This window comes from Dyella sp. C9, from assembly GCF_003332825.1.
GTDB lineage: Bacteria > Pseudomonadota > Gammaproteobacteria > Xanthomonadales > Rhodanobacteraceae > Dyella.
The window spans coordinates 514,644-527,671 of sequence record NZ_QIRF01000002.1 but is presented as its reverse complement, the minus strand read 5'-3'; the positions used below and the strand labels follow the sequence as shown (position 1 = coordinate 527,671).

The window sequence follows — 13,028 nt, the reverse complement described above, 5'->3', positions numbered from 1 at the left end:
GGAGGGCGATGATTCCACGGCATGACGCAAATACCTCCGCCGCCGGAAACCAGGGCGTACGAACCCCTGGCCATGTGGCGGCCACTTCCGGATTTCAGGCCAAACGAACCCGTGTCGTTTCGATGCCGAAACAACGGATTTCATTGAGTAAAAGTGTTCCCCGGCCCCTGGGCGACGCGTCTGAAGATTAGCTGTCGTGACAGGGGCTGTGATGACCTTACGACGAGCTTACGCCTGAAACAATGGTGTCAAAGTTATGTGAAGGCATCGAAGGAAATTGCCGTTAATCTGGACGGTCGCCGGTGCGGGCGTTCTGTAATTGCTGACGTAATGCGCAAACCTTGCGCCCTAGGCCGACGTGGTTCTCGTCCGGCGGGCGATGACGCGTAATTTATATCGTTCAAAAAGATTGGAATCGATATAAATTGCGTCCTTGTCCGGGAATTTATGAACGCTTGATAAACAATCGCAAGAAGAAGCCTCCAAAAAAAACGCCCGCTAGGCGGGCGTTTCTTCGATCAGCGAAAGATCAAGCGTGAGCTTCAGTAACGCGGCACCGACGAATCGATCTCGGCCGCCCAGGCGTCCATGCCGCCCTCGACGTTGTAGACCTTGGTGAAGCCGTGCGCAGCGAAGCGCTCGGCCACGCCGCGGCTGGATACACCGTGGTGGCAGATGAACGCGATGGGCGTGTCCTTGGGCAGGTTGGCCAGGGTCTCGTAGCCTTCCTCTTCCAGCACGCGGGCCTGCGGCAGCGGGGCGGCCTGGGCGCGGCCATGGGCCGGGCGCACGTCCACCAGGGTGAGGTCCCCGGCGGTCAGGCGGGCCTTCAGTTCCTGCACGGTCAGCGAGCCGATCTCCTGCGCGCCCGGGAACTTCAGGCTCAGGCCCTCGCCCTGCACGGTGGAGACCCAGTCGATCACGATGCCCTTGGCGCGCGCGGCGCTGCCCGGGTCGAAATGCACTTCGATGCCGTTGGACAGCACCACGATGTCATGGTCGCTGCCCGGGGCCAGCTGGAAACCGGCGCTGTGGTCCGGGCCGATCTCCAGGTGCAGGGCCAGGCCCTGTGCGTTGGCCGTGCCCTGGCGGATGGCCTCGGCGGCCTTGTCGGTGATGGTGATCTCAGGCGGCGTGCGATCCGGCGCGGCCACGCCGAACAGCTGGTGCAGCTCGCCGCTGGCGTACATCTGGCGAATGATGTCGGCGCCACCGACCAGTTCGCCCTGCACGTACAGCTGCGGGATTGTCGGCCACTCGCCGTAGAGTTTGATGCCCTCGCGGATTTCGGGGTCTTCCAGCACGTTGACCGTGTGGTATTCCGGCAGCAGCTCGTTGAGGGTGTTGGTGGCGGCAGCGGAGAAACCGCACATCGGCTGGTTACGCGTGCCCTTCATGAACAGCACCACGCGGTGGTTCTGCAACAGGGATTCGATACGTTCGCGGGTGGCGCTGTCGAGGGACATGGGGCGTGAGACTCCGGCAAAGAGGGCGGATTGTAGCTCCTGTGATATGCCGGCGGTTTGGGGGGAAGCAAGGGGCGAGGGGGCAGGGCCGGGGGATTGGGGGCGCCCGTCCCCGCCACCCATTCCCATTCTCCGCGCTAAGCCGCCGGTCGCAGCTTGCCCAGGTCCGGCCGGGTGCGCGTCAGGGGTGCCAGCGCCAGCGCCGCGGCCGCCGAAGGCAGCACCAGTTCGCGGCTGGCGCGGCCCAGCGGCGCATGCTGCTCGCTCCAGTGGATCAGCTCCATGGCGCCGGTGGCGTCTTCCACCAGCGCCGTGCAGTGCTCCACCCAGTCGCCGTCGTTGAGGTAGAGCACGCCACCCATCTCGCGCACGTGGCCGAAATGGATGTGACCGCAGATATGGCCGTCGAAGCCGCGCTCGCGGGCGTCGGTGGCCACGCGCTCCTCGTAGGAGCGGATATAGGCCAGCGCCTTGCCGATATGCGATTTGACGATGATCGACAGCGGCAGGTAGGGCAGCTCCAGGCGGCGACGCATGGCGTGGACCCGGCGATTGGTCCAGCAGATGAAGCGATGCATCACTTCCCCCAGGTGCACCATCCATGTGCGCCCGACCTGCTCCGGATCGAATTCGTCGCCATGGCTCACGCGGTAGCGGCGCCCGTCGGCGCCCACGTGCACCGCGTCCAGTGCGATCTGCACGCCGCCGAAGCTTTGCCCGGCCAGCCCGCGCACCGGCGCATCGTGGTTGCCGGGGATATAGATGATTTCCACCCCGCGCTGGGCCATGTCCAGCACCTCGGCGATCACGGCGCCGTGGTCGGCGTGCCACCAGGTGCGGCGCGCCAATGCTTCCATGTCGATGATGTCGCCTACCAGATACAGCTTTTCGCAACGCAGCTTGCGCAGGAAGTCGAGCAGATAGCTGGCCTTGCAGTCGGGCGTGCCCAGATGCACGTCGGAGATGAAGGCGCTGCGGCAGTGGAAGGTCGCCATGGCAGTCTCTCCCGGTGGTTACCGGGAGGCCAGCATGCCGGCGTTACGTCTCCGGGTGATGGCGGAAAGGTTGCAGGGTGGTTTCCGCGCCGGCGCGGTCGCTCAGGCCGCGAGCAGGGTGCGCGCCACGGGCAGGGCCACCGCCACCCACAGCGAGTATTGCGCCCCGGAAGGATGCAGGCCGTCATCCGCGAGCAGGGCGGGGTGCTGGCGCGAAATGCCGGTGATGTCGACCCAGTGGGCGCCAGCCAGCTGCGATGCTTCGCGCGCCATGGCGTTATAGACGTCCAGTTCGTGCGCGATGCGCTCGACGTCGCGACCGCTGCCGTGCGCGAACGGCGTGACGCCCCAGTCGGGAATGGACAGCACCAGCACGCGCCCGGCTCGGCCGCCGGCGAGCGCCGCGGCACGGGCGAGCAGGCCCTGGAACTCGCCGCGGTATTCCTCCGCGCTGCGGCCCCGGTACTGGTTGTTGACGCCGATCAGCAGGCTGACCAGGTCGTAGGGCGGGCTGAAGCTGGCCGCGTCCATCGCCGCCGACAGCTCGTCGGTGGTCCAGCCGGTGGTGGCGATGATCTGCGGGTCGTCCAGCGCGATGCCTTCCTGGCGCAGCCGGTACGCCAGCTGCACCGGCCAGCGCGCCGCCTCCAGCACGCCTTCACCGATGGAGTAGGAATCGCCCAGCGCGAGATAGCGCACGCGGAATGCTCAGGCGACCGCGGCGCGCGGCTTGTGCGCCGCGGCCATGCCGGCCAGCACGCGCTCGATGCGCGCGAACACCTCACGGATCTGCTCCGGCGGCGGCAGCAGGGTCAGGCGTAGGTGGCGGCTATGCGGCACGTTGAAGCTGCTGCCGGGTACCACCAGCACCGACTCTTCTTCCAGCAGGCGCAGTGCAAAGGCGTTGTCGTCGAACTCGGCCAGGCGGTCGGCGCGCACACGCGGGAACGCGTACAGCGCGCCCGAGGGTGCCACGATGTCGAGGAACTGGCTGGCGGCGACGCCATCGAGCACCGCCTTGCGCGCTTCGTGCAGGCGGCCGCCGGGCGAGGTCAGCTCGTTGATGGTCGGCGCGCTCTGCAGGGCCGGGCGCACCGCCCATTGCGCGGTCACGTTGGCGCACAGGCGCAGTGCGGCCAGCAACTGCAACGCGTCGCGATAGTCGGCCGTGCGCGCATGCGCGCCGGACAGGCTCATCCAGCCCACCCGGTAGCCGCAGGCACGGTGCACCTTGCTGAGGCCGCCGAAGCTCACGCACGGCAGTTCGCCGGCCACCGCGGCCAGTGGCTGGAACGGCGTGCCGTCGTAGAGGATCTCGTCGTAGATCTCGTCGCTCAGCAGCAGCAGCCGGTGCCGGGCGGCAATGGCCACGATGCGCTCGAGCAACGCCTTCGGGTACACCGCGCCGGTGGGGTTGTTCGGGTTGATCAGCACCAGTGCGCGGGTGCGCGGGGTGATCAGCGACTCGATCTCGTCCGGATCGGGCAGGTGGCCATGTTCGGCCAGGCAGCGGTAATAGCGTGGCTTGCCGTCGTTGAGGATGGTGGCGGCGCTCCACAGCGGGTAATCGGGGCTGGGCAGAAGCACCTCGTCGCCGGGCTGCAGCAGGGCGCGCAGGCTCAGGTCGATCAGCTCGCTGACGCCGTTGCCGATGAACACCCGCTCCATTTCCACGCCCTGCGCGCCACGGTGGCGCTGCTGGGCGACGATGGCCTCGCGGGCCTCTTCCAGGCCCTGCTCGTGCCCGTAGGCCTCGCTGTCATGCAGGTGCCGGGCGATGGCCTCGCGCAGGTGGGTCGGGGTCTCGAAGCCGTAACGGCCCGGGTTGCCGATGTTGAGCTTGATGATCGGCAGGCCGGCGGCCTCCAGCTCACGCGAGCGACGGGTGAGGGCGCCACGGATTTCATAGCGCACGTCCGCCAGGTGCGCACTGGGTTTGATCGAGGCCAACGCGAACGTCCTTCGTTGTTCTGTTTGTTGCGGCGCACGAACGCCGGGCTTTTCCGCATCCTAGCAGCGTCGACACGCAGTGGGGCAACCAAAACCGGCCGTGTTTCGGCCTTTTCGCAGGCAACGGCCCTTGTCGGGGGTATGCGGCCGCTGGAGGCCCTCTGCGGCACCCGCAAAACGGCTCGACCGGGTATCGGGGCGCCGTTCAAGATGGACCGGGCCGCGCCTAAGGCATAATCCGCGCCATGACGGATGTCCAGATCATCGAGCGACTGCGCCGGATCGGTTGGCGCGGCGATACGCTGCCCGCCGAAGGACGGCAGCTGGCCCGCGTGGTGGCGCAGCATCGCGCCGGCTACGAGCTGCACGACGGCGAGCACCTGTTCGGGGCCCAGCCGGCGGGCCATTTCCTCAAGCGCAGCCTGGATCCGGCCGAGCGGCCGGCGGTGGGCGATTTCGTCGAGGTGGAGCCGGGCAAGCCGCCGCACATCGTGCAGGTGCAGCCGCGCCGCACGGTGCTGTCGCGGGCGGCGGCGGGCGAGCGCTACGAGCGCCAGATCATCGCCACCAACATCGATTACGTGCTGGTGCTCACCGGGCTGGACGGCGATTTCAATCCCGCGCGCATCGAGCGCTACCTGTCGCTGACCGAAGGTTCCGGTGCCCAGCCGGTGGTGCTCCTGAGCAAGCTCGACACCCGCGAAGACGCCACCCAACTGCTTGCCGCGCTGCGTGCGCGCCTGCCCGAAGGCACGCCGATTCATGCCATCAACGGCAAGGACGCGGCCAGCGTGGAGCTGCTGCTGCCCTACCTGCAGCCGGGCGACAGCGCCGTGCTGGTGGGCTCGTCGGGTGCCGGCAAGTCCACCCTCACCAACACCTTGCTGGGCACCGAGCGGATGGCCACCGGCGCCGTGCGCGGCCACGACAGCCGCGGCCGCCACACCACCACCTACCGGGCACTGCTGCAGCTGCCCAGCGGCGGCTGCCTGATCGACACGCCCGGCATGCGCGAACTCAAGCTCACCGGCGAGGAAAACCTCGACCTGTTCGCCGACATCGACGCCCTGGCCGAACAATGCCGTTTCGCCGATTGCGGCCACGGCAGCGAGCCGGGCTGCGCCGTGCAGGCGGCGCTGGACAGCGGCGACCTCTCCGCCGAGCGCTGGCGCAACTACCTCAAGCTGCGCGACGAGCGCGAAGAGCAGGCCTCCACGCTGGAGGCCAAGCTGCGTCGCCAGCGGGGTGGACGACCAGCCACGCGCCCGCACGGGCATCGTCATTCGCGAGAGAAAGACCAGTGACACCGGACTGTCGCACGCTGCCCACGCTTTTTCGTCGCGGTTGCGGCGTCACCAGGGAACCGATCGTCACATGAGCAGTACGCCGGCCGCCGTGGCCCCCGAACTCCAGCGCTATGTCGAACTGGACAAGCGCCTGCTGGCCGCCGTGAGGGGCATACGCATCCTGCCCACGGTGGCGTGGCCGGCCTCGCTCGAGGACCGCATGATCGCGGCCTATGCCCGCGGCCAGTTCTCGTTGCCCGAGGTGGAGTACGTCACGCCGGACCTGTCCGAGGAACGCTTCGAGCTGGCGGCGATCGAGCGCGAGGCCGGCTATGACGATCCGCTGGGCGAATACCTGTGCCGCACCGCGGAGTCCTGGCGCATTGCCGCGGAGATGCTCGAGGCGGTGGGCACCGCCGGCGTCACGGCACCGTCGATCGTGCTGTACGGCAGGCCGGGCGATGCCATTCCGGGCAGCGACCGCAGCAACCTGGATGCCGCGCGCTATTTCGTCGAGCTTTCCGACGAGCTGGGTTCGGAAATGCTGGACGATGACGTCAACGTGGCGATCTCGGCCGACGAGTTGCGTGCCGACCTCAGCCGCACGCTGGACGCCTTCTTCGGCGAGCCGCTGATCGCGGTGGAGGTGGATCCGGAACTCACCGCCAAGGCCGCCGCCGGCGCCACCCGCATCCGCCTGCGCGGCGGTACGCGCTTTACCGACTACGACCGCCACCAGTTGCTGGCGCACGAGGCCCTGGTGCATTCGCTCACCGCGCTCAATGGCCGTGCGCAGCCGGTGCTGGCCTCGCTGGGCCGCACTTCGCCACGCGTCACGGCAACGCAGGAGGGCCTGGCCGTGTTCGCCGAGCTGATCTCTGGCGCCATCGACATCTCGCGCCTCAAGCGCATCAGCCTGCGCATCCTGGCCATCGACATGGCGCTCAACGGGGCTGACTTCGTCGAGGTCTACCAGTTTTTCAGCAGCTGCGGACAGAACCCGGCGGACAGCTTCCACTCCGCGCAGCGCGTGTTCCGCGGCGTGCCGCTGACCGGCGGCGCGGCATTCGCCAAGGACAACGTCTACCTGTCCGGCCTACTCACCGTGCATACCTTCTTCCGCTGGGCGCTCAAGCAGCGACGCATGGACATGCTGCGCCACCTGTTCGCCGGCAAGCTGGCGCTGCACGACGTGATCAGCCTGCAGCCGTACTTCGAGACCGGGGCGATCGCGCCGCCGCGCTGGCTGCCGCCGTGGATGCAGCACGTACACGGACTGGCCGGCAAGCTGGCGTTCTCGCTGTTCGTCAACCGGATCCACATGGGCAAGGTGCAGGCCGAGGCGTTGTCGCTCAGTCTCTAGTACCACTGCCGGGTGAACGAGTGCGTCACCATGCTGCGGCGCATCGTCGGGGAAGGGGCGCAGCCGGTGTTACCATTCGGTTATTCCGCCTGGCGGACCCTTATTTCCCCTCACCTCCTGATCGACGCATCCCATGGCCCTTCCTGAAGAACTGCGCCTCGCCGCACTCGAGTACCACCGCTTTCCGCGTCCCGGCAAGATCAAGGTATCCGCGACCAAGCCGATGGTGACCCAGCGTGATCTCGCGCTGGCCTACTCGCCCGGCGTGGCCTATGCCTGCGAAGCCATCGTGGAAGATCCCAATGTCGCCAGCGAGGTCACCGCGCGCGGCAACCTGGTGGCGGTGATCACCAACGGCACGGCCGTGCTGGGCCTGGGCAACATCGGCCCGCTGGCCGGCAAGCCGGTGATGGAAGGCAAGGGCGTGCTGTTCCAGAAGTTCGCCGGCATCGACGTGTTCGACATCGAGATCAACGAACACGACCCGGACAAGCTGGTCGACATCATCGCCTCGCTCGAGCCCACCTTCGGTGGCATCAACCTCGAGGACATCAAGGCGCCGGAGTGCTTCATCGTCGAGCGCAAGCTGCGCGAGCGCATGAAGATCCCGGTGTTCCACGACGACCAGCACGGCACCGCGATCATCGTGGGCGCGGCGGTGGTCAACGCGCTGGAAGTCGTCGGCAAGAAGATCGAGGACGTCAAGCTCGCCACCACCGGTGTCGGCGCGGCCGGCATCGCCTGCCTGGACATGCTGGTGGCGCTGGGCCTGAAGCCCGAGAACATCCTGGCGTTCGACCGCGACGGCGTGCTGTACACCGGCCGCGACCACATGGATCCGGACAAGCAGCGCTACGCACGCGATACCGACAAGCGCACGCTGGCGGAGATCGTGGCCGGTGCGGACGTGTTCCTGGGCCTGTCGGCGGGCGGCATCCTCAAGCCCGAGATGGTCGCCACCATGGCGGACAAGCCGATCATCCTGGCGCTGGCCAACCCCAATCCCGAGATCAGCCCGGAAGACGCCAAGCAGGTGCGCCCGGACTGCATCATCGCCACCGGCCGTTCGGATTACCCGAACCAGGTCAACAACGCGCTGTGCTTCCCGTACATCTTCCGCGGCGCGCTGGATGTCGGCGCCACCGTGATCAACGAGGCCATGAAGACCGCCTGCGTGCGCGCCATCGCCGCGCTCGCGCGCATGGAAGCCGGTGACCTCGCCAGTGCCTACGGCGGCGACGTGCCGACCTTCGGCCCGGACTACCTGATTCCGCGTCCGTTCGATCCGCGCCTGCTGGTGATGCTCGCCCCCGCCGTGGCTCAGGCCGCGATGGACTCGGGCGTGGCCACGCGTCCGATCACCGACATGGAGGCCTACATCGAGAAGCTGGGCCAGTTCATTTACCGCACCGGCCTGCTGATGAAGCCGGTGTACGAGCGTGCACGTGCCGACCGCAAGCGCGTGGTCTACGCCGAGGGCGAGGAAGAGACCGTGCTGCGCGCCGTGCAGACGGTGATCGATGAGCGCCTGGCGTTCCCGATCCTGATCGGTCGCCCCAGCGTGATCGAGACGCGCATCCAGCGCCTGGGCCTGCGCATGCGCGAGGGTGTGGATTTCGAACTCACCAACATCGACGACGACCCGCGCTTCAACGAGTACTGGCAGCAGTACCACGCCCTGACCGAGCGTCGCGGTGTCACCCCGGCGGCGGCAAAGAACCTGATGCGTTCGCGTCCCACCCTGATCGCCTCGCTGATGGTCGAGCGCGGCGAAGCCGATGCGATGATCTGTGGCCTGGTCGGCCGCTTCCACAAGAAGCTGGGCTACATGCGCAGCGTGTTCGGGCTGGACCCGGGCGTGTCGTGCACCTCGGCCATGACCGGCGTGATCAACGACCAGGGCGCGTGGTTCTTCCTCGACACGCACGTGCAGTGCGACCCGACCGCCGAGCAGATCGCCGAGGCCACGCTGCAGGCGAGCTACCGCCTGAAGCTGTTCGGCATCGAGCCGAAGATCGCGCTGCTGTCGCACTCCAACTTCGGCAGTCATGAGAACGCCAGCGCGGCGAAGATGCGCAAGGTGCGCGAGATCCTCAAGAACCGCGTGCCCAAGCTGGACATGGACGGCGAGATGCAGGCGGACACGGCGTGGGACGAGACGCTGCGCGAGCGCATCTTCCCCAACACCACGCTGTCCGGCCGCGCCAACCTGTTCGTGATGCCGAACCTCGACGCCGCCAACATCACCTACAACATGGTGCGCGTGATGACCGACGGCGTGGCGATCGGTCCGATCCTGATGGGCGTGGACAAGCCCGCCCACATCCTGACCCCGGCCGCAACGCCGCGTCGTGTGGTGAACATGACGGCGATTGCCGCGGTGGATGCGCAGATCCGCCAGGCGCAGAGTGAGCGGCGCAGCTGAGGTTGCGTTGAGGGTTGAGCAGGAACGGGACCGTTGAGGTCCCGTTTTTGTTTTTGGGGTTCTTCGGGGCCACTGGGTGTTTGGGAGGCCACCCCGATGCCGCGTCTTTCGGGCGGGTTACGGGGTGGGTCGACAGTGCGTCCTGCCCTGACGCCCCACTGGCCGGCATCCTTGCCGGCCACCCTTCGGGCTGTTCCTTCTCCCGGCCGCCCGCATAGGGGAGTGCAGGTCAAAAGCCAAAGCCATCAGCGAGGGCGAGGGCTGGTCTTCTCCCTGTAGGAGCGCACCCTGTGCGCGACCGCCGTTCGCCGCGAACGACGAGCCGCTCGCCGAACCCCGCATTTCGCGTGACCTCGAAGCACGGCAGGAGCGTCCCAAGGGAAGAAAAGGACAGCGAAAAGCGCATGCGCCACACACGCCCCCCACCATCCGCCCAGCTCCCAATCCACCCCACTGTTGCCCAATCAATACCTTCCACCCCATTCGCCTGCGTATTGTCTCGATCCAATTGGCGAAAAACCCCGCCGGAGCTACACTCAGAGGGTTTCCCGCCTCCCCGTATGGAGGCGTCCACCTACAGCCGCGCCAACCCCCAGGCGCCGCGGAGAGAAGCTCCCCATGGATCAGCTCGACGACATCCTCCACCAGGACCTCGACCCCACCGAAACCCAGGAATGGGTCGATTCGCTTAATGCGGTCATCCATCACGACGGTACCGAGCGCGCGCATTACCTGCTGGAGAAGATGGTCGATTCGACGCGCCGGGCCGGCGGCTACCTGCCGTTCAACCCGACCACCGAATACGTCAACACCATCGCGCCCGCCAACGAGGCCAAGATGCCGGGCGACGCGGCGATGGAATGGCGTATCCGCACGCTGATCCGCTGGAACGCGATGGCCATGGTCGTGCGCGCCAATCGCAAGCCGGGTGAGCTGGGCGGCCATATCGCCAGCTTCGCCTCGTCGGCCACGCTGTACGACGTGGGCTTCAACCATTTCTGGCGCGCGCCGAGCGCCGACCATCCGGGCGACCTGGTGTTCCACCAGGGCCATTCCAGCCCGGGCATCTATGCGCGCTCCTTCCTGGAAGGCCGCATTGCCGAGGACCAGCTCGACCTGTTCCGCATGGAAGTGGCCGGCCATGGCCGTGGCCTCTCCTCTTACCCGCACCCGTGGCTGATGCCGGACTACTGGCAGGTGCCGACGGTGTCGATGGGCTTGGGTCCCATCCAGGCCATCTACCAGGCGCAGTTCTGGAAGTACCTGGAACACCGTGGCCTGATGCCCAAGACCGATCGCAAGATCTGGTGCTTCATGGGCGACGGCGAGACCGACGAGCCCGAGTCGCTGGGTGCCATCTCGCTGGCCGGCCGGGAAGGCCTGGACAACCTGGTGTTCGTGATCAACGCCAACCTGCAGCGCCTGGATGGTCCGGTGCGCGGCAACGGCAAGATCATCCAGGAACTCGAAGGCGTGTTCCGCGGCGCCGGCTGGAACGCCATCAAGGTGGTCTGGGGCAGCTACTGGGATCCGCTCCTCGCCCGCGACACCAAGGGCGTGCTGCGCAAGCTGATGATGGAAACCGTGGACGGCGAGTACCAGGCGTGCAAGGCCTTCGGTGGCGCGTACACGCGCGAGCACTTCTTCAACAAGTACCCCGAAACCCGCGAGATGGTCGCCAACCTGTCGGACGACGACATCTGGCGCCTCAATCGCGGTGGCCATGACCCGCACAAGGTCTACGCGGCCTACGACCAGGCCACCAAGACCAAGGGCATGCCCACGGTCATCCTCGCCAAGACGGTGAAGGGCTACGGCATGGGCGCGGCCGGCGAGTCGCAGAACCCGACGCACCAGCAGAAGAAGCTGGACGCCGACGCCGTGCGCCACTTCCGCGATCGTTTCAACATTCCGGTGACCGACGACAAGCTGGCCGACGTGCCGTACTACCACCCGGGCAAGGGTTCGCCGGAAGTGGAGTACATGCTGGAGCGCCGTCGCGCGCTGGGCGGCTTCCTGCCGCAGCGTCGCCGCCACTCGGACGTGAAGCTCAAGGCGCCGGAACTGCCGGCGTTCGAGCAGATCACCAAGGGCACCGGCGAGCGCGAAATCTCGACCACCATGTCGCTGGTGCGCGGCATGAACCTGCTGCTGCGCGACAAGCAGATCGGTGAGCGCATCGTGCCGATCGTGGCCGACGAGGCCCGTACCTTCGGCATGGAAGGCATGTTCCGCCAGATCGGCATCTACGCGCCGTTCGGCCAGAAGTACCGTCCGCAGGACGCCGACCAGCTGCTGTACTACCGCGAAGACCAGAAGGGCCAGGTGCTGCAGGAAGGCATCTCCGAGGCCGGCGGCATGGCCGCCTGGATGGCGGCGGCCACCAGCTACAGCATCAGCAACCAGCCGATGCTGCCGTTCTTCATCTACTACTCGATGTTCGGCTTCCAGCGCATTGGCGACCTGGCATGGGCTGCCGGCGACATGCGCGCCCGCGGCTTCCTGATCGGCGGCACCGCCGGCCGCACCACGCTGAACGGTGAAGGCCTGCAGCACGAAGACGGCCACTCGCACCTGCTGTCCGGCGCGATCCCGAACGTGAAGTCGTACGACCCGACCTTCTCCTACGAGATCGCGGTGATCCTGCAGGACGGCACCCGCCGCATGCTGCAGGAGCAGGAGGATGTGTACTACTACATCACCGTGATGAACGAGAACTACAGCCACCCCGACCTGCCGCAGGGCATCGAGGAAGGCATCATCAAGGGCATGTACCTGTTCAAGGACGCGGGCAAGCCGAAGAAGGGCGAGCCGCGCGTGCAGCTGCTCGGTTCGGGCACCATCTTGCGCGAAGTCATCGCCGCGGCCGAGCTGCTGGAGAAGGATTTCGGCGTCACCGCCGACATCTGGTCCTGCCCGAGCTTCACCGAGCTGCGTCGCGACGGTTTCGACGCCGAGCGCTGGAACCGCCTGCATCCGGAAGCCGAACAGCGCGTGCCGTTCGTCACCGGCCTGCTGCAGGGTCGCCAGGGTCCGGCCGTGGCCGCCACTGACTACGTGCGCGAATTCGCCGACCAGATCCGCGCGTTCATGCCCGACGGCATGCGCTACACGGTGCTGGGCACCGACGGCTACGGCCGTTCGGATACCCGCGAGCACCTGCGCGGCTTCTTCGAAGTCGATCGCTACTGGATCGCGCTGTCCGCGCTGTCCGCGCTGGCGAAGGATGGCAAGGTCAACGCCAAGGACGTGGCGCGCGCCATCAAGACCTACAAGCTCGATCCGGACAAGCCGAACCCGGTGACGGTCTAAGCAAGCAAAAAACGCCGCGGTCCCCGCGGCGTTTTTTTTGGCCTCGCTTCCCGTGTAGGAGCGCACCCTGTGCGCGACCCGGCGTAGGGGGCGTACAAGCACCACCGAATAACGTCAGATGAAGTCGGCGACACGTTTCGTGTAGATGTGGTCGCGCACAGGGTGCACTCCTGCGGGGGGATCGCGATGTCGTGTGCGCACAACAAAAACCCGCCTTGCGGCGGGTTTTTG

9 protein-coding genes are annotated in these 13,028 nt (G+C 66.9%); 5 read left to right on the top strand and 4 right to left on the bottom strand.

From position 1 onward, the window contains the following. On the top strand, window positions 1-191 hold a 191-nt coding region (locus tag DVU99_RS20050; RefSeq protein ID WP_232823448.1), incomplete at its 5' end, for a hypothetical protein. Between the two features lie 351 nt (window positions 192-542). On the opposite strand, the gene grxD is transcribed toward DVU99_RS20050, so the two are convergent. The 4 genes from grxD to DVU99_RS04705 form a co-directional block, all read right to left on the bottom strand. Beyond that, on the bottom strand, window positions 543-1,466 hold the full coding sequence (gene grxD, locus DVU99_RS04720; protein WP_114239028.1) for a Grx4 family monothiol glutaredoxin: 924 nt from the start codon (window positions 1,464-1,466) through the stop codon (window positions 543-545). A 137-nt stretch (window positions 1,467-1,603) separates the two neighbouring features. After that, window positions 1,604-2,461 (bottom strand): UDP-2,3-diacylglucosamine diphosphatase, encoded by an 858-nt coding sequence (locus DVU99_RS04715; RefSeq protein ID WP_114239027.1) that lies wholly within the window; start codon window positions 2,459-2,461, stop codon window positions 1,604-1,606. 102 nt (window positions 2,462-2,563) lie between these two features. Beyond that, window positions 2,564-3,160, bottom strand: a complete 597-nt coding sequence (locus DVU99_RS04710; protein WP_114239026.1) for an SGNH/GDSL hydrolase family protein — start codon at window positions 3,158-3,160, stop codon at window positions 2,564-2,566. Window positions 3,161-3,169: 9 nt separating this feature from the next. Next, the gene (locus DVU99_RS04705; RefSeq protein ID WP_114239025.1) at window positions 3,170-4,411 is read right to left on the bottom strand and encodes an aminotransferase class I/II-fold pyridoxal phosphate-dependent enzyme; all 1,242 of its coding nucleotides are present in this window, start codon (window positions 4,409-4,411) and stop codon (window positions 3,170-3,172) included. A 245-nt stretch (window positions 4,412-4,656) separates the two neighbouring features. Here DVU99_RS04705 and rsgA point away from each other — a divergent pair, with 245 nt between their 5' ends. The 4 genes from rsgA to aceE all read left to right on the top strand — a co-directional run bounded on the left by rsgA (window position 4,657) and on the right by aceE (window position 12,797). Next, window positions 4,657-5,715, top strand: coding sequence for a ribosome small subunit-dependent GTPase A (gene rsgA / locus DVU99_RS04700; RefSeq protein ID WP_114239024.1), 1,059 nt, complete (start codon window positions 4,657-4,659; stop codon window positions 5,713-5,715). Window positions 5,716-5,785: 70 nt separating this feature from the next. Further along, window positions 5,786-7,060 carry a flavohemoglobin expression-modulating QEGLA motif protein gene (locus DVU99_RS04695; RefSeq protein WP_114239023.1) on the top strand — a complete coding sequence of 425 codons (1,275 nt, stop codon included), beginning with the start codon at window positions 5,786-5,788 and terminating at the stop codon, window positions 7,058-7,060. A gap of 133 nt (window positions 7,061-7,193) precedes the next feature. Then, window positions 7,194-9,485, top strand: a complete 2,292-nt coding sequence (locus tag DVU99_RS04690; protein WP_114239022.1) for an NADP-dependent malic enzyme — start codon at window positions 7,194-7,196, stop codon at window positions 9,483-9,485. A 618-nt stretch (window positions 9,486-10,103) separates the two neighbouring features. Continuing rightward, on the top strand, window positions 10,104-12,797 hold the full coding sequence (gene aceE, locus DVU99_RS04685; protein WP_114239021.1) for a pyruvate dehydrogenase (acetyl-transferring), homodimeric type: 2,694 nt from the start codon (window positions 10,104-10,106) through the stop codon (window positions 12,795-12,797). The last annotated feature ends 231 nt before the right edge of the window (window positions 12,798-13,028 follow it).

What these genes read in the sequence shown, in the direction of transcription:
- aceE (WP_114239021.1), top strand. Translation starts at nt 10,104, where the DNA reads ATGGATCAGCTCGACGACATCCTCCACCAGGACCTCGACCCCACCGAA.
- DVU99_RS04695 (WP_114239023.1), top strand. Translation starts at nt 5,786, where the DNA reads ATGAGCAGTACGCCGGCCGCCGTGGCCCCCGAACTCCAGCGCTATGTC.
- DVU99_RS04715 (WP_114239027.1), bottom strand. Translation starts at nt 2,461, where the DNA reads ATGGCGACCTTCCACTGCCGCAGCGCCTTCATCTCCGACGTGCATCTG.
- DVU99_RS04690 (WP_114239022.1), top strand. Translation starts at nt 7,194, where the DNA reads ATGGCCCTTCCTGAAGAACTGCGCCTCGCCGCACTCGAGTACCACCGC.
- grxD (WP_114239028.1), bottom strand. Translation starts at nt 1,466, where the DNA reads ATGTCCCTCGACAGCGCCACCCGCGAACGTATCGAATCCCTGTTGCAG.
- rsgA (WP_114239024.1), top strand. Translation starts at nt 4,657, where the DNA reads ATGACGGATGTCCAGATCATCGAGCGACTGCGCCGGATCGGTTGGCGC.